Raw genomic sequence first — 17695 nt, forward strand, 5'->3', positions numbered from 1 at the left:
AGTGAAAATTGCTTATACCATTTCAAAAACCAAAATTGTACATACAAAAAAAAGAAAAAAATGAAAAGTGCTTTAGAAATAAAACCTGATATCAGCTATAAAAGTGCAGGGAAATTTGAAGAGACCAGATTTGAGAAAATCCACAACGAAATTTTCAAAAGTTCTGCCGAAGCTTCAATAATCGTTGCCCAGGAAATTGCACAATTAATCAGAACCAAACAAGAAAAAAATAAATCTTGTGTATTGGGTTTGGCAACAGGTTCTTCTCCTATAAAAGTTTATGAAGAATTAGTGAGAATGCACAGAGAAGAAGGACTGAGTTTTAGCAATGTAATCACTTTTAATCTGGATGAATATTATCCAATGACAAAAGAGAACAATCAGAGCTACCATTATTTCATGCATCAGCATCTTTTTAATCATATTGATATTAAACCTGAAAATGTTAATATTCCAGATGGTACGGTATCTATTGATGAATTAAATCAATATTGTATCGATTATGAAATGAATATTAAAAATGCGGGAGGACTTGATTTTCAATTATTAGGTATCGGGCGTACAGGTCACGTAGGTTTCAACGAACCGGGATCACACATTAACTCCGGAACCAGAATTATTACACTGGATCACATTACAAGAGTAGATGCTTCATCAGATTTTAATGGTATAGACAACGTTCCAAAACGTGCTATCACTATGGGAGTTTCTACCATTATGAGATCAAAAAGAATCGTATTAATGGCTTGGGGACAAAACAAAGCCGATATCATCAAAAGAACTATTCAGGGTGATATCAGTTCAGAAGTTCCTGCTACATTTTTACAAAACCATCCCAATGCGACTTTCGTTTTAGATCAGTCAGCAGCGGTAGAATTAACACGTTTTAAAACGCCTTGGCTTGTGGGAGAATGTATCTGGACACAAGAATTAAAAAGCAAAGCGATTGTTTGGTTATGCCAAAAAACAAAACAATCGATATTAAAATTAACAGACCGTGATTACAATAATAACGGAATGTCTGATCTTTTGGCGCAAGAAGGTTCTGCTTATGATTTGAACATCAATATGTTCAACGTATTGCAGCATACCATCACAGGATGGCCGGGTGGAAAGCCAAATACAGACGATTCACATCGTCCGGAAAGAGCCAATCCTGCAAAAAAACGAGTGATTCTTTTTAGTCCACATCCGGATGATGATGTGATTTCTATGGGAGGAACTTTTTCAAAATTGATAAAACAAGGTCACGATGTACACGTAGTATATCAAACCTCCGGAAATATAGCTGTTACAGACGACGAAGCATTAAAATTTGCTGAGGTTGCCAAAGATTTTATTGGCGAAGCCGGCAGCGGAATAAACTTCAAATCTGTTATTGACTTTTTGAATAGCAAATCAGAAAATCAAATTGATTCTTTGGAAGTTCGAAAATTAAAAGGACTAATCAGAAGAAGAGAATCTTATGCAGCAACAAGATACATTGGCTTAAAAGATGAGAATACTCATTTCCTGGATCTTCCATTTTATGAGACAGGACAAGTAAAGAAAAATCCGCTGGGACCAGAAGACATTGCCATTGTAAAAGATATTATTGCAAAAATAAAACCACATCAGGTATTTGCAGCCGGAGATTTGGCAGACCCGCATGGAACACATGAAGTTTGTTTAAATGCAATTTTTGCTGCCATGAAACAATTGAAACCGGAGAAATACATGGATGATTGCTGGTTGTGGCTTTACCGAGGCGCCTGGCACGAATGGGATATTCATGAAATTGATATGGCCGTTCCGCTTTCTCCATCAGAAGTATTATTGAAACGTCACGCGATTTTATACCACCAGTCTCAAAAAGACAGAGTAATGTTTCAAGGAAACGACTCCAGAGAATTTTGGGTTAGGGCAGAAGATCGTAATAAAAATACAGCCATCTTATACGATGATTTAGGTTTGGCTGAGTATGAAGCTATCGAGGCGTTTAAGCGTTTTGACTATTAGCGTTGTTTTTAAAAAGGATTCGGGTGAGAGCGAATCAAACTACAAAATTCAGATTGACTTTCATAGCGATTTGTGAGGGTTTCTAGAAAGTCGTCTGAATTTGTTTTTCTGTTATCCAATTTATTAATGTTGCCCCGGTGACATCTTTTCAAACAAATTAAAATGAAATATTTATTAGTCCTACTATTAGCAGGTTTAACTTCTACTGCTCAAATTAAGAAAGAGCAGTTGAATCTTATGCCCTGGCCTCAAAGTGTTGTTTTAAACGACGGAAATTTTGCTTTAACCAAAAACTTTAAAGTAAACATTACCGGAAATCCAAATCCAAGAATTTTTGGAGGAGTAACACGTTTTTTACGTCGCTTAGATGGTAGAACCGGTATTTTTTTCGAACAGGGTTTTATTACGAAACTAAATGAATTCCCCTCAGCCCAACTTCAGATAAACTGTACCAAAAGCGGAAAAATTGGTTTATATGAAGATGAAAGTTATCATTTAGACATCAAACAAAACCAAATTACAATAAATGCAACCAGCGATTTAGGAGCCTTACACGGTCTTGAAACGTTATTGCAAATGTTGCAGAATAATAATACCTCATTTTATTTTCCGAACTCACAAATTTCAGATTTTCCAAGATTTACATGGAGAGGTTTAATGATAGATGCTGCAAGACATTTTCAGCCTGTAGATGTTATCAAAAGAAATATTGATGGACTGGCTGCCATGAAAATGAATGTTTTTCACTGGCATTTAGTAGACGATCAGGGTTGGAGAATAGAAATGAAAAAACATCCAAAATTAATCGATTTAGCTTCGGATGGAATGTATTACACACAAGAGGAAATCAAAAATATCGTAAAATACGCTGATGAGCGCGGTATTTTGATCGTTCCTGAAATTGATGTTCCTGGTCACGGATCTGCAATTCTTACGGCGTACCCGGAAATAGGAAGCAAAGTGATTACGCTGACAGGTGGAACTTCAGAAAAAAACATTCAGGGAACCGCAATTGCGACCTATGGAGTTGAAAGAAATGCAGGTATTTTTTCGCCAACATTAGATCCTTCAAATCCTAAAACGTATCAATTATTAAGTGAACTTTTTGATGAAGTTTGCCCTTTATTTCCCGGAGCTTATTTTCATATCGGGGGAGATGAAAATGAGGGGAAAGATTGGGATGCAAACCCAAAAATTCAGGCATTTAAAAAGAAAAATAATTTAACAACCAATCACGAATTGCAAACCTATTTTACGATGCAATTAGTGCCAATGCTTAAAAAACACGGAAAACAATTAATGGGTTGGGAAGAAATTTTGACAAAAAACATGTCAAAAGAAGCCATCATCCATTCCTGGAGAGGACCAAATGAAGGTGTTGTAGCGGGTCAGTCATTAGTAGATGCAGTAAAAAAAGGATACAAAACAGTATTGTCAAACGGATATTACATTGATTTGATGTATCCAATTGCAAGTCATTATTTAAACGATCCAATGCCAAAAGGCGCTGATTTAACTGCAGAAGAAAAAGCAAAAATATTGGGTGGAGAAGCCACAATGTGGACAGAGCTTACAACACCATCAACAATAGATTCAAGAGTTTGGCCAAGAACAGCAGCCATTGCAGAAAGACTTTGGTCTGCCGAAGATATTACAGATGTTGCCAATATGCGCAAACGTCTGGAAACAGTTTCTTTTAGATTAGAAGAATTGGGATTAACGCATATTCGCAACAAAGCGGTTATTTTAAGAAACATTGCCAATAACCAAAACATAAAATCACTTAACGAATTTGCAAATGTTTGCGAACCGTTAAAAGGATATACCAGAAATAAAGGCGGAACAGAATATCAAATGTATTCTCCGTTTACACTTTTTGCCGATGCGTGTACGCCAGATGCCAAAGATGCTTTGGCTTTTGATGAGGCAGTAACGCAATATCTGGCCAATAAAACACCAGAGAATAAAGCAAAAGTAGCAGGATTTTTAAACAAATGGATTGCAGTAAATAAAGGATTAGTTGAGTTGGGTTCCAATGCACCGTTAGTACAGCCAATTTTACCTTTATCAAAAAAATTAAATGATGCATCGCAGGAATTGTTACTTGTTTTAGATAACAAATCGACTTTAAAGAAAGAAGATTTAAAAAGTTTAATTGAGCAATGTAACACAAAAGATCATGCAGATGTGGAGCTGGCAGTTTATGCGAGTCTGAAGAAATTAATATAAAGTTTGAGTTGAATTAGTTTAGTAAGTTACAATGATTGTTTTAGATTACTAATTATCTCTACTGGAATATTTCAGTAGAGGTAATTATAATAAGACTTTAATAGTACAAAACTTTTTTTCGGACTTCAAAAAAATTAACCAAAAAAATCATTAAAAAATAACCATTAAAAGAGTATTAACCTTAAAAAACCAAATAAAAAGAATAAAAAACATGACAGAACAAGTATTTAGATTGATGAGTTCTCCCAAATTTATCATTTGTATGTAATACTAATTTTTTAAAAGAATTATACATAAATATCAATCAATACTATTTGCTAATGATTATGGTAGAATCAGTAATAGTAATATTTATTTATAGAAGTAAGATGAAGTAATTTCCAACGGATTGCAATGTTTTTATTGCAGTTTATTGAATCCCGATTGTTGTGTTTTATGTGTCGAAATTGACATGTAAGATGTTGTAATTGGAATATTTATTTTCTATTAACCAATATTTATTAATTATGAAACATTATTACAGATTGCTCTTATTGTTACTGTTTCCCTTGCTCGCCATGGCACAACCAGCTCATGGTAAAAAAGTAGTAGGGTATTATGCGCAATGGTCTATTTATGCGAGGGATTTCAACGTACCCAAGATAGATGGAAGTAAAATCACGCATTTGAATTATTCTTTTTATGGAACAACTTATGATCCCGCTCATCCGGAAAATACAAAGTTGTTATGTTTAGACACTTATGCTGATTTTGAGCATATGGAAGGCGGAATTCCGTGGGATGCTCCTGTAAAAGGGAACTTTTATGACTTAATGAAACTTAAGGAAAAGTATCCACATCTTAAAATTTTAATTTCTGTTGGAGGATGGACAAAAGGACAGGATCTATCTCCAATTGCAGCAAGTCCTGTTGCAAGAGCTGCTTTGGCTGCAGATATGGCAAACTTCATTGTAAAATACCCATTTATTGATGGATTCGATATCGACTGGGAATATCCTCTTTCTGGAGGAACAGACGGTACTGAAGTAATTAACGGAGCGCCAATTCCTCCACAAAAGTACAGCCCGGACGACAACAAAAATCTGGTTTATTTATTGAAAGCAATGCGTCAGGCAATGCCAAATAAATTAGTCACTATTGCTGCCGGAAACAATGTTCGAAATGTTGCCAAACAATATTTAGGGCCATCAAACAGAGCACAATACGGAATGACAGAAGATATTTCGACTTATTGTGATTACATTACTTATTTTGGATATGATTTCGGTGGAAACTGGTATGATAAAACATGCTACAACGCTCCATTATATGCAAGTGGAAACACAAATGACCCGCTTTATGGCGCAACACAATCAGAATCATTAGACGAATTAACCAATCAATATTTGAATGTTGTTGGTTTTCCTGCGAATAAATTAATCATGGGATTGCCTTTCTACGGAAAAAAATTCGATAACGTTGCCAATAACGGCACCAATCCGAATTTACCCGGATTATTCGTTGCTGCACCAAGATATGTAGTTTCTGGATGCACAAACCCACAAAACCCAACAGGAACCTGGGATGGCCCTGCAGCCTGCGAAAAATCAGGAAGTATCGAAATTTGTGATTTAGTTGGAAATCCGGTTACAAATTCACATGCTTATTTAGATCCAAATACCATGTTAGTTACACCAACTGCGGCTTCTGCAGGATGGGTACGATATTTTGACAACACAACAAAAGTACCTTATTTATACAATGCTACTTTAAAACAGTTTATTTCTTATGAAGATAAGCAATCAATGGATTTAAAAGTGCAGTATATTAAATCGAGAAACCTTGCCGGAGGTATGGTTTGGGAATTATCTCAGGATACAAGAGGCTCAATTCCAAACTCATTATTAACTCAGGTAGATACATCTTTCGGAAGCGTAGTTCCGGGAACAGTAAGTATTTCGGGTTCTGTAAAAAACGGATCAGCTTTAGTTACCAATGTTACAGTTGAATTACGTAACGGAAGTAATGTAGTATTGCAGACAGTAGTTTCTACAGGAGGAAATTTTACATTTAGTAATTTAACTTCGGGACAAAATTATATCCTTACAGCTGCAAAAGCCACGTATACTTTTACTCCGGTAACGTTAACCAATGTAACAACCAACCAAACGGCAGTTGTTATTAACGGAACGCAACCTTTATATACTGTTAGCGGAACAGTTCTTAACGGAGCAACAGGAGTTTCTGGTGTAACGGTTACAGCAACTTCAGGAGCTACAGTTTTAACAGCAGTTTCTAATGCAAGCGGTGTTTACAGCGTAGCAGGTTTAACAGCTGGACTTAACTTCACCGTTACAGCTGCAAAAACAGGATTCTCATATACACCAACTTCAACAGTTTATAACGCAATTGATGCAAACAAAACGTTGAATTTTGCTCAGGGTGCTCCAGTGGTTTATTACACAGTAAGCGGAACCGTTTTAAATAATACAACTCCGGTTTCAGGCGTAACGGTTACGGCAACTTCAACAACCGGAACTTTTACGGCAACTACAAATTCAAGCGGAGTTTATTCGATTGCTAATTTGCCTGCTGGCGGAAATTATACCGTAACGGCAGCTTTAGCAGGACAAACATTTACTCCGGCTTCAACAGTGTATACGAATCTGACTTCAAGCAAAACATTAAACTTTTCTCAGGACGCTGTTGTAGTTCCTTCAAGTAAAATTAGCGGAACAGTTAAAAACGGATCGACTCCTGTTTCTGGTGCAAAAGTAGAATTAGTTTTACCTTGGACAGATAACACACACAACTGGAAAAGTGTAATTGCGATAACAGATGCACAAGGAAAATACAGTTTTGACAATTCAGTTGTAGCAGGTTATACAACCGCTACAAGTTTAAAATTAAACTCTTGGGAAAACGGAGAAGTAGCTTACTTCCCTAATAATCTGGCCAACTTTGTAATTCCTGCAAACCCAACGGTTTATAACTTCAATACAAGTTCTACTGCAAAAGCAGCATTGGTAGCGGCAAACTTGATTAGCGGATCAGTTAAAAACGGGACAACTCCGGTTGCTGGTGCAAAAGTAGAATTAGTTTTACCATGGACAGATAACACACACAACTGGAAAAGTGTTTTGGCCACTACAGATGCATCAGGAAACTATACTTTCGATAATTCAGTTGTTGCAGGTTATACACAAATTTTAAGTTTGAAATTAAACTCATGGGAAAATGGTGAAGTGACTTATTATCCAAATAACTTAGCCAACTTTGCAGTTCCAACAACTCCAACGGTTTATGATTTCAATAGACAAGCGGTAGTTGCGACTAAGCCAGTGGTTACTATTACAGCGCCAACAGCTTCTGCGATTGCTATAAATTTAGGATCAGCAATTAATTTTGTTGCAAGTGTTGGATTAAGTGCCGCTGATGCCACTACAATCTCATCTGTTGTATTTAGTTTAGATGGACAAAGCCTGAGTGCTACCAATTCTTCGGGAACTTATACAGCGATTTGGACACCGGCAGCAAATCAGTTTTCGCTTCCTCATACGTTAACCGTTACGGCTACTGCATCAAACGGAACAACAGAAGCTAAAACATATAGTTTTACATTAACTTGTTCAGGTGCAAACTGCCCGAATTCATTGCCTGTAATTACTTGGAGTTCACCATCGAATACTACTGTAACCCAGAGTTCTTTTCAGGTTGTACCAATTTCAGTTACAGCTGTTGATAGTGACGGATCGATTTCAGGTGTTACAATTACAATAAATGGAGGTACATTTAATATGGCAGCAGGTACAAATAATACCTATACGTATAATTTTACACCATCTACTTATCAGGATTATCCGGTTGTAATCAAAGCAACAGATAATAAAGCTGCTGTAACTACATTAAACAATACAATTAAAATTGCTCCGGTGAGCACGAATAGATTCATTCCGCTTCCATCTAAAATTATTTTAGGATATGCACATTCCTGGGAAAATGCAGGTGCTCCATTTTTATATTTTTCTCAAATGGTAGGAAGTAAGTTTAACGTAGTTGATTATTCTTTCGTAGAAACCGTTAATCGTGATGGTTATACGCCAGTATTAACTACAAATGACACTAGATACTTGACCAATGGCGTTTTCAATAAACAATTGTTGAAAAACGATATAAAATCCTTAAGAGATAGCGGCGTTCCTGTTATTGTTTCTATCGGAGGTCAAAACGGTCATGTTGTTTTAGACAATGTAGCTCAAAAAAATATTTTTGTTAACGGTCTAAAAGCAATTATTGATGAGTATCAATTTGATGGAGTCGATATTGATTTTGAAGGCGGATCGATGAATTTTAATGCAGGAGGTTTAAGAGATATTTCTTATGCGGGTATTTCTGCTTATCCAAGATTAAAAAACGTAGTAGATGCTTTCAAAGAATTAAAAGCTTACTATGGTCCTGGATTTTTATTAACTGCAGCTCCGGAAACACAATACGTACAAGGAGGATATTCTACCTATACGGACACTTTTGGTTCCTTCCTGCCAATCATTCAAAACTTACGTAATGAATTGGATTTGTTAGCGGTACAATTGTATAATACAGGAGGAGAAAACGGATTAGATGGCCAATATTATGGTTCAGCTAAGAAATCAAACATGGTAACAGCCCTAACCGATATGATTATAAAAGGATATAACATTGCTACAACAGGAATGCATTTTGATGGTTTACCGCCCTCAAAAGTTCTTATTGCATTACCAGCTTGTCCAAGTGCAGCAGGTAGCGGTTATTTAACGCCGACAGAAGGAATTAATGCTATGCATTATTTAAGAACCGGAACCACTTTTTCAGGAAGAACATACACTATGCAGCCAGGCGGACCATATCCTTCTTTAAGAGGTTTAATGACTTGGTCTGTAAACTGGGATGCATCTTCTTGTGGTAATTCATCTGAATTATCTAAAGCGTATGCAGCTTATTTCGCATCACAATCAGCAGCAAAAACATTGGCAGTTGATAAAATTGAAGTAAAAAGTAATACAATTGTTTACTTTAAAAACAATGCCTTATCAGTTACAAACGAAACTGAAGACATTGCTCGTGTAGACGTATTTAATACAATTGGACAAAATTTGGTAAACCACCACAACATCCAAAATAATAAAGAGATTCTGCTACAAAACCAAAGTTTCTCAACAAAACAAATGTTTATAGTTGTAGTAACAGACAAAGCAGGAAACAAAAAATCATTCAAAGTAATAAACTTTTTAAACTAAGTTATAATGAATGTAAAATTTAGAAATAAAAAAATTGGGACGGTTAAAATTGAGTTTGGTTATTTATTTTTTAATCTGGTTTTTATTTCGAATAAATGTATCGAATTCAGTTGATTTGTTATTTGGTTTTCACCTGAAGGAGAGCATTATGAACCCGGCAATTTTATTGCCGGGTTTTTTTTATGGATTAAGATGAAGTAAAAGAATAATGTTTTTCAGGAGCTATTTCCTGCTATCCGTTTCAATCTTTTGTGCCTCCCGAAGCCTCGGGACCGGCACAAAAGGATTTCCACTTCTATCAGGGCTAGGGCTTTAGGTTTTATGAGAGGTTTGATATATTTTCAGACAGGTTTGTCATCCTGAACGAAGTCGAAAGAAATGCAGGAAACTCTGCATAGAAATTGCCAATCTTTGTAGATCCACTATCGTTACTTCTCCCGATGCCTCGGGACGCTCAGGATGACATAAAATGCGAATAAAAAAATGCAAGTAAAAAATCCGCAATAATCCGTGTCTTTGCAAAGCAAATCCGCGTCATCCGCGTTCTAAAAAGACAAGGCTTTAAAAAAAAATGGCTATTTTTGAATTTCAATAAAATCAAAAATGCAAAAAGCAATCACCATACTATTATTTCTAATATTCACGTCAAGTTTCGCCCAAACAAAATTTGGTAATCCAGAAGTCGACCCAATCCAAATTCAAAAAATATTTACAGATTGGTCAGCCTATCAAAGTAAAAAAATCATGCTTTCCAGAGATTTTGTGGCACTTGATGTTCTTTCAAAAGAAATCTCAAAAGAAACCTTTTTAGATCAGTTAGCAAACGGAAATTTCATCCCAATTCGATTAAAATCAGACGATTCAATTTACTATTATAAACTGTTTAAAATTCAGCCAAAATCAGATACAAGCATAAAAGCCACCATCAATCAAATTGGTTTTGATGCCTACAAAAATTATAAAATGGAAGGCACCGCTTTTCCAGATTTCTCCTTTAAGGATTTAAACGGAAATGTAGTTTCAAACGAATCAATGAAAGGAAAAATCATCGTGATAAAGTGCTGGTATATTCATTGTACGCCTTGTATAAGAGAATTTTCACAGGTAAATAGATTAACAGAGGAATACAAAGATCGAAAAGACATTCTTTTTATAAGTCTGGCCGAAGATTCTCCCGAACAATTAAAAACATTTCTGGCAAGAAAACCATTATCCTATTCCGTAATTCCGGATATGAAAGTGTATATGAATGAAAGCCTGCAATTGAATTCATTTCCAACACATTTTATCCTGAATAAAGAAGGCTTGATTTCTAAAGTGCTACCTAATTTTGAAAGTTTAGAAGTGGCTTTGGCGAAGGAAAGCAAATTGTGATTTTTTTTCACCATATAAGTTATATAAGAAATTATAAGTCTGGTTTAAATATTTACGAACTTATATGATTTCGAATTTTTAGCCACACAGTATTTCAGAATTATTAAGTATAGTTTTAAATGAACTTACATCACTTATATGGTGGAAAAATATTCGGTTACAATAAAAAAACTTAGCGCCTTTGTACCTTTGCATTTTTGAACCTTTTTCCGTACTTTTGCACCAAATTAATTAAAAAGACATTCATGTTAACAGTCAATAATTTATCAGTTCAATTTGGCAAACGAATTTTGTTTGACGAAGTAAATACCACTTTCACACACGGAAATATTTACGGCGTTATTGGAGCCAATGGTGCTGGAAAATCAACTTTTCTAAAAATCATTTCGGGCGATATCGATCCAACTTCTGGCCACATTCATTTAGAACCGGGAAAACGTATGTCGGTTTTAAACCAAAATCACAACATGTTCGACGAGCATACGGTTTTGGAAACTGTTTTGATGGGAAATAAAGTTTTGTATGCTGTTAAAAAAGAAATGGATGAACTTTATTTAGACTACAACGATAAAAACGCAGACCGAATTGGAGAATTACAAGTTCAGTTTGAAGAAATGAATGGATGGAATGCCGATTCTGATGCTGCTGCAATGTTATCTAACTTAGGAATCAACGAAGAACATCATTATACTTTAATGGGCGATCTGGAGGGAAAAATTAAAGTTCGTGTACTTTTGGCGCAGGCACTTTTCGGAAACCCGGATTTGCTTATTATGGATGAGCCTACCAACGATTTGGATTTTGAAACAATCGCCTGGTTAGAGAATTTCTTAGCAAATTATGAAAATACAGTAATTGTAGTATCTCACGACCGTCACTTTTTGGATGCCGTTTGTACACATATTTCTGACATCGATTTTGGGAAAATCAATCACTATTCAGGAAACTATACTTTCTGGTACGAGTCTAGTCAATTAGCGGCAAAACAACGTGCTCAGCAAAACAAAAAAGCAGAAGAAAAGAAACAGGAATTGGAAGAATTTATTCGTCGTTTTAGTGCGAACGTTGCAAAGTCTAAACAAGCCACTTCTCGTAAAAAAATGATTTCTAAATTGAATATTTCTGAAATCAAACCTTCAAGCCGTCGTTATCCAGCAATTATCTTTGATCAGGATCGTGAAGCTGGAGATCAGATTTTGAATGTTGAAGGTTTATCAGCTTCTATAGATGGAGATCTTTTGTTTAAAGATGTAGATTTGAATATGGCAAAAGGCGACAAAATTGTTCTTTTTTCTAAAGATTCACGTGCTACAACAGCTTTCTACGAAATTTTAAATAATCAGCAAAAAGCAGACTCCGGAACTTTTGATTGGGGAATTACAACAAATCAGGCTTATTTACCTGCAGAGAATCATTCCTTCTTTGAAAATGATTTGACATTGGTAGATTGGTTACGTCAATACGCAAAAACAGAAGAAGAGCGTGATGAGGTTTTCATTAGAGGATTTTTAGGTAAAATGATTTTCTCTGGAGAAGAAGCTCTAAAAACAAGCCGTGTATTATCAGGAGGAGAAAAAGTACGTTGTATGTTATCAAGAATGATGATGGAGCGTGCAAATATCCTGATGCTTGATGAGCCAACAAATCACTTAGATTTGGAGTCTATTACAGCTTTTAACAACTCATTGAAAAACTTTAAAGGTTCTGTAATTTTCACAACACATGACCACGAATTTGCACAAACGGTTGGTAATAGAGTAGTGGAGCTAACGCCAAACGGAGCAATTGACCGCTACATGACATTTGACGAATATCTTGATGATGAAAAAGTTCAGGAATTAAGAAAGAAGATGTATAATCTATAAGATTTTCTATAATACTAAAAATCCCGATCGTTTTGATGATCGGGATTTTTTTATGTTTTTTATTTTCTGAAAAACCTGCTAAAGATCCAGATTATTATCGCAATAACAAAAACGACGATAAAAATTCCGACACCCATTCCGGCTTTAAAAATGTCTCCAACTAGTTCGCAGCTTGTAAATGAAAACAGTATTACGAATACCATTAACAAACGTGTAATGTTTTTTTGCATGATGTTGCTTTTTTAATTTGTTTTAAAAAGAATTTTGTATTCTAATTATCGTAAAATAAAATTACTTCAAAGAGAAAAAAAATGTCTTATATAATTTGACTCAAAAGTTCTATGATTTTGGGATTACATCAATAGTAGAATGAAATAGATGGTTACTATTGTAAAGCTCCAGCGGAGCATCATATTTATAGCTAATAATTATACGCAATTGAGAAAAGCTCCAGCGGAGTGAAATTTATTATCCAATTATAATTGACACTAAACCTCACTAAATAGATATTCATCTTTAAAATCAATATTAAATAAATTCAAAAAATCAATATATTCTTCTTTGAATGTTTTTGTTTTATGATGTTCTTCCTGACGTTCAATATAATGTATAACATTTGTTAATTGGGAATGACTGTATGAAAAAGCTCCAAATCCATTTTGCCATTCAAACTTTCCATTAATCCATTTTTTGTCATTTATAAATTTTGATGAATTTGATTTTATATCCCTAACTAAATCTGAAATGGACATGTCTGGTTTTAAACCAATTAAAATATGGATATGATCAGGCATTCCGTTAATTGCAATTAGCTTTTGTCCCTTATTTGTAACAATACCAGTAATATATTTATAAATTTCGTCCTTCCAATTTGCTGAAATCAGGTTTTGTCTTCCCTTAACAGCAAAAACAATATGAATGTATAGTTGCGAGTAGGTATTTGCCATAAATTGTATATTTAAATTATAAGTCACCCCCGATGGGGTTCAATAAAATAAATCTACAAAATTGCTATAAGCATGCTTTCCCTATGGGATTTAATTGTATTAGATTTGGCCAATTACTTAATTGAGTTTAATGAATAACATCTATGCGCCATCGAGAAAAACTCCAGCGGAGCATAATATTTATAGAAAATTAATTACGGCAATAGAGAAAAGCTCCAGCGGAGTATTTTATAGCAAATTAATTACGTACAATTGAGAAAAACCCCAGAGGAGTATAATGTTTATAGCAAATTAATTACACGCAATAGAGAAAAGCTCCAGCGGAGCATAATATTTATAGAAAATTAATTACGCGCAATAGAGAAAAGCTCCAGCAGAGTATAATGTTTATAGCAAATTAATTACGTACAATAGAGAAAAGCTCCAGCGGAGTATAATGTTTATAACAAATTAATTACGTACAATTGAGAAAAGCTCCAGCGGAGTATAATGTTTATAGAAAATTAATTACGTGCAATTGAGAAAAGCTCCAGCGGAGTATAATGTTTATAGAAAATTAATTACGTGCAATTGAGAAAAGCTCCAGCGGAGCATAATATTTATAGCAAATAATTATGCGAAATTGAGAAAGCTCCAGCGGAGCGACATATCTCTTTGATTGTAGTATTGAAGATATCACCCCGATGGGGTTTTGCTGATTAGACTGATTTTTTCTATAAATATAGCGTCCCGCAGGGACTTGTATATGAGTTATCTACTCTCCAATAGTTCCAGTCTTAACTTCTCCGGCTCGTTTATAACTAACCGCAATAACGCCACTTGGCGTAGTCGTGCTTTCTATTAATGTAAATCCTGCAGGAGTTGAGCTATCACTAAATAGTTTTTTTCCTTTGCCCAAAATTATAGGATAAATTAAGAGTCCAAGTTCATCAACTAAATCATGTTGAAGCAAAAGCTGAACAAGTGCAGCACTTCCCCAAACTTTAATATCGCCGCCTTCTGAATTTTTGAGTTTTTTGATATTTTCTATGGTCGAAAGAAATTCGGTATTTTGCCAATCAGAGTTTTTTCTGGTCGAGGACAAAACGTATTTGGTAACTTCATTAATTCCCGGCCAGCCATCTGCATGTTTGGGCCAATAGTCTTCAAAAATATCAAATGTTTTTCTGCCTAAAAGAATATCGGCAGGCTTCATTTGTTCCTGCATAACATTGCCATATTCTTCATCTCCAAAAGGCGCCACCCAGCCTCCGTATTCAAAACCGTTTGATTTATCTTCATCAGGACCACCAGGTGCCTGTATTACGCCATCGATTGTAATCATGGTTATTACGATTATTTTTCTCATGATGGTTGGTGTTTTTGATGTTTATCAAATATAATAAAAAAGAGGAAAATTTTAAAATATGCTGATAAAGAGCCATCGGCTCGACGATATTGTAGGGCTGGATTTTAATCCAGTTTGTATTAAGGGAGGAAAAAAGAGCCGTAGGTTCGGCACATATTTATGTTTATTAATATGAATCGTCCCGATGGGACTTTATAGATGATGTATAATTTACAACGGATTAAAATCAGTTGCTAAAACATTGTTCATTCCTACGGAATTTTAACGCTGATTATACTTTGTGGAAACAGAAATAATTTCAAAACTATCTGATCTCTTTAGTTTATAGGTTCTTCATATAATTGTTTACCCCAATCTTGAATATTTCTTTCGGGATAACCAGAATGGTAAAATAATTCGTTGTATTCTGTTACGATTTTATCAACAGCAATTTTATCAATAGTTCTAATTCTTGTTTCATAATTATCTTTCGTTCCACTATATGTAAAATTTAGAGAACCCATAAAAACAATCTCGTCGTCAATTATATATATCTTTCCATGAATAAAGGTGCTTTCAAATGTATTTATGTTTTTAGGTGAAATATAAACTTTAAAAAGAAATAGTTGAGTATAGAAATAACTATAAATAATCTTCTTTTTTATTTTATTCAAATATATTTTTCTTGACAGATAGAATACTAATAATGGAAATAAGATAAAAAGTGTTTTGAAACTTTTAAATAAAAATAATGCGAAGATAAAAATAGCTACAAATCCAAAAACTATATAACGAAGCGTCTCTTCAATACCGATCCATTTATTTCTTAATTCTTGTGCTTCATTGTCAGTAACTCGCGTTTGATTTATTAATTTGTAGATATTTTTCTCATACGTTCCAGAGAAATCTTCTATTGTGTCACTTGTTACAAGTGAAATACTAATGCCTTTTGAATGAAGATTTATGAGTTCATTTATTAAAGAAGGAGAAAGATAGGGAGAAATTATTTTAACTGATTTTCTCGCATTTGAAATATCATAGAGTAATTTTTTCCCCGCACCTTTACCAATATAAATATCGCAATTTGCACTGTTATGAAATGTTCCCATATTTTAAATAAATAAATTGCAAAAATTTCACATCATACCTGATGATTTTTTACAGCATAATTTCTTACAAATTTAATGATTTTATTTTTAAATCTAACTAAGAAAGATATGCTTAAAAAATACAGACTAAGACCCAAAAATATTCGATAACTCAAAAAAAAATATTTCCCCACCCAACACCCCAACAAATAAATTCTGATTTCGTATATTTGCCCAACCAAACATTACACTTAATTATGAGCCAAAAAGTATTACTTAATTCAAAAGAAGTTACTATCATACTCCATCGTTTGGCTTGTCAGTTAATCGAAAAACATCTTGATTTCTCCGATACTATTTTAGTCGGAATCCAGCCAAGAGGGGTTTTTTTAGCTGAACGTTTAAAACAAATTTTAGAGAACGAATACCAAACTCCCGAAGTTCCTTTGGGATATTTAGATATCACTTTTTTTAGAGATGATTTCCGTCGTACTGATAAACCGCTAGAAGCCAATAAGACACAAATCAATTTTATAGTCGAAAACAAAAAAGTCATTTTTATAGATGACGTTTTGTTTACCGGACGCAGTATTCGTTCGGCCTTAACCGCAATTCAGTCTTTTGGGCGACCATCAGAAATCGAATTGTTAGTGTTAATCGACAGACGTTTTAGCCGTAATTTGCCTATTCAGCCCGATTATCGCGGCCGTCAGGTAGATGCCATAAATAATGAAAAAGTAAAAGTAAGCTGGAAAGAAAATGAAGGCGAAGATGCAGTTTACCTAATAACCAATTAGTTTAACCGTTAAATCGGTTAATTGTTTAATCGCAAAATGAGATGATTATAAAAAAGTTTAATCGGGTAAATCGTTTAACCGTTTAATCGGAAAAAAAAGAATAAACAATTAACAAATAAACGATTTAACAAATAAACGAATAAACAATAAAGAATGACAGAGAACGAAAAGTTTATTTATGAATCAATTTTTAATCAGGTTAGAATGGGATTTCTTTCTCTTGATGAAATTCAGGAAAACATTATAGAAGAAATCGAGGACAACGAATTTGCAGACGAAATCTCAGAAGAATGGGCTTTTGATAAAATAAGAATGGAATACCAAAAGTTACTTGCAGAAAGTAAACAATGGAAAAGCCCAACAGATACTGAAAGGCTTATAAATGCGTTTGATGAATTGTGTGATGAAAATATCATTGCGCTACATAATGCAGGTTACACCACAACCGACGGCGAATATGAAGTAGTTGAGGTGGAAAGAGATTTGCAGGAAAATGAAGTAGAGTCTGATGGTTATTGTTTTTACCATGAACAAGATTTAGCAAGAGCAATTGATACTGAAAATCCAGGTTTGTATATCGCTTTTCAGAAAGTTGATAATGCTGATGATGCGGTTACAATAGAAGTTGGAAAACGTGTTGCCGAAGTTTTAATAAATAACGATTTTAAAATAAAATGGGATGGCTCTGCAAGAACTAAAATTGAAATTCCGGGTTTCAGATGGCAGAAGATTTTTGATGAAGATGCGAGAGATCTCCAGGATTATAGTGAAGTTGTAGACAGAATGATTCAATAAACAGCTTCTCTTTAAGGAAG

The 17695-nt window shown here is 34.4% G+C and carries 11 protein-coding genes; 7 read left to right on the plus strand and 4 right to left on the minus strand.

Annotated features, from left to right (window positions below; translation table 11 throughout):
- Positions 1–60: 60 nt before the first annotated feature.
- From nagB to AC4FQ3_RS17490, 5 genes are all read left to right on the plus strand, one after another.
- Positions 61–1998: a glucosamine-6-phosphate deaminase gene (nagB, locus tag AC4FQ3_RS17470; protein WP_042565024.1), complete on the plus strand. Its 1938-nt coding sequence runs from the start codon at positions 61–63 to the stop codon at positions 1996–1998.
- 162 nt (positions 1999–2160) lie between these two features.
- Positions 2161–4227 carry a beta-N-acetylhexosaminidase gene (locus tag AC4FQ3_RS17475; protein WP_491182681.1) on the plus strand — a complete coding sequence of 689 codons (2067 nt, stop codon included), beginning with the start codon at positions 2161–2163 and terminating at the stop codon, positions 4225–4227.
- Between the two features lie 506 nt (positions 4228–4733).
- Positions 4734–9482: a T9SS-translocated chitinase ChiA gene (chiA, locus tag AC4FQ3_RS17480; RefSeq protein ID WP_491182682.1), complete on the plus strand. Its 4749-nt coding sequence runs from the start codon at positions 4734–4736 to the stop codon at positions 9480–9482.
- A 603-nt stretch (positions 9483–10085) separates the two neighbouring features.
- A complete protein-coding gene (locus AC4FQ3_RS17485) occupies positions 10086–10856 on the plus strand; it encodes a TlpA family protein disulfide reductase (RefSeq protein ID WP_491182683.1) in 771 nt (256 codons plus the stop codon).
- Positions 10857–11101: 245 nt separating this feature from the next.
- On the plus strand, positions 11102–12721 hold the full coding sequence (locus AC4FQ3_RS17490) for an ABC-F family ATP-binding cassette domain-containing protein (RefSeq protein ID WP_042565020.1): 1620 nt from the start codon (positions 11102–11104) through the stop codon (positions 12719–12721).
- A gap of 59 nt (positions 12722–12780) precedes the next feature.
- Here the strand turns inward: AC4FQ3_RS17490 and AC4FQ3_RS17495 are convergent, their stop codons facing one another.
- From AC4FQ3_RS17495 to AC4FQ3_RS17510, 4 genes are all read right to left on the minus strand, one after another.
- Complete coding sequence (locus AC4FQ3_RS17495; RefSeq protein ID WP_165587198.1) at positions 12781–12951, minus strand: hypothetical protein; 171 nt, start codon at positions 12949–12951, stop codon at positions 12781–12783.
- Between the two features lie 258 nt (positions 12952–13209).
- Positions 13210–13668 carry an IS200/IS605 family transposase gene (gene tnpA / locus AC4FQ3_RS17500; RefSeq protein WP_491182684.1) on the minus strand — a complete coding sequence of 153 codons (459 nt, stop codon included), beginning with the start codon at positions 13666–13668 and terminating at the stop codon, positions 13210–13212.
- A 754-nt stretch (positions 13669–14422) separates the two neighbouring features.
- Positions 14423–15016 carry a dihydrofolate reductase family protein gene (locus AC4FQ3_RS17505; protein ID WP_491182685.1) on the minus strand — a complete coding sequence of 198 codons (594 nt, stop codon included), beginning with the start codon at positions 15014–15016 and terminating at the stop codon, positions 14423–14425.
- A 317-nt stretch (positions 15017–15333) separates the two neighbouring features.
- Complete coding sequence (locus AC4FQ3_RS17510) at positions 15334–16104, minus strand: phospholipase D-like domain-containing protein (protein WP_491182686.1); 771 nt, start codon at positions 16102–16104, stop codon at positions 15334–15336.
- Positions 16105–16340: 236 nt separating this feature from the next.
- On the opposite strand from AC4FQ3_RS17510, the gene pyrR reads away from it, so the two are divergent.
- Positions 16341–16880, plus strand: a complete 540-nt coding sequence (gene pyrR, locus AC4FQ3_RS17515) for a bifunctional pyr operon transcriptional regulator/uracil phosphoribosyltransferase PyrR (protein ID WP_042565016.1) — start codon at positions 16341–16343, stop codon at positions 16878–16880.
- Positions 16881–17033: 153 nt separating this feature from the next.
- Entirely contained in the window at positions 17034–17675 is a 642-nt protein-coding gene (locus tag AC4FQ3_RS17520; RefSeq protein ID WP_491182687.1) for a DUF6891 domain-containing protein, read from the plus strand.
- Positions 17676–17695 lie beyond the last annotated feature (20 nt).

It is taken from the genome of Flavobacterium sp. AK-345 (assembly GCF_058310175.1).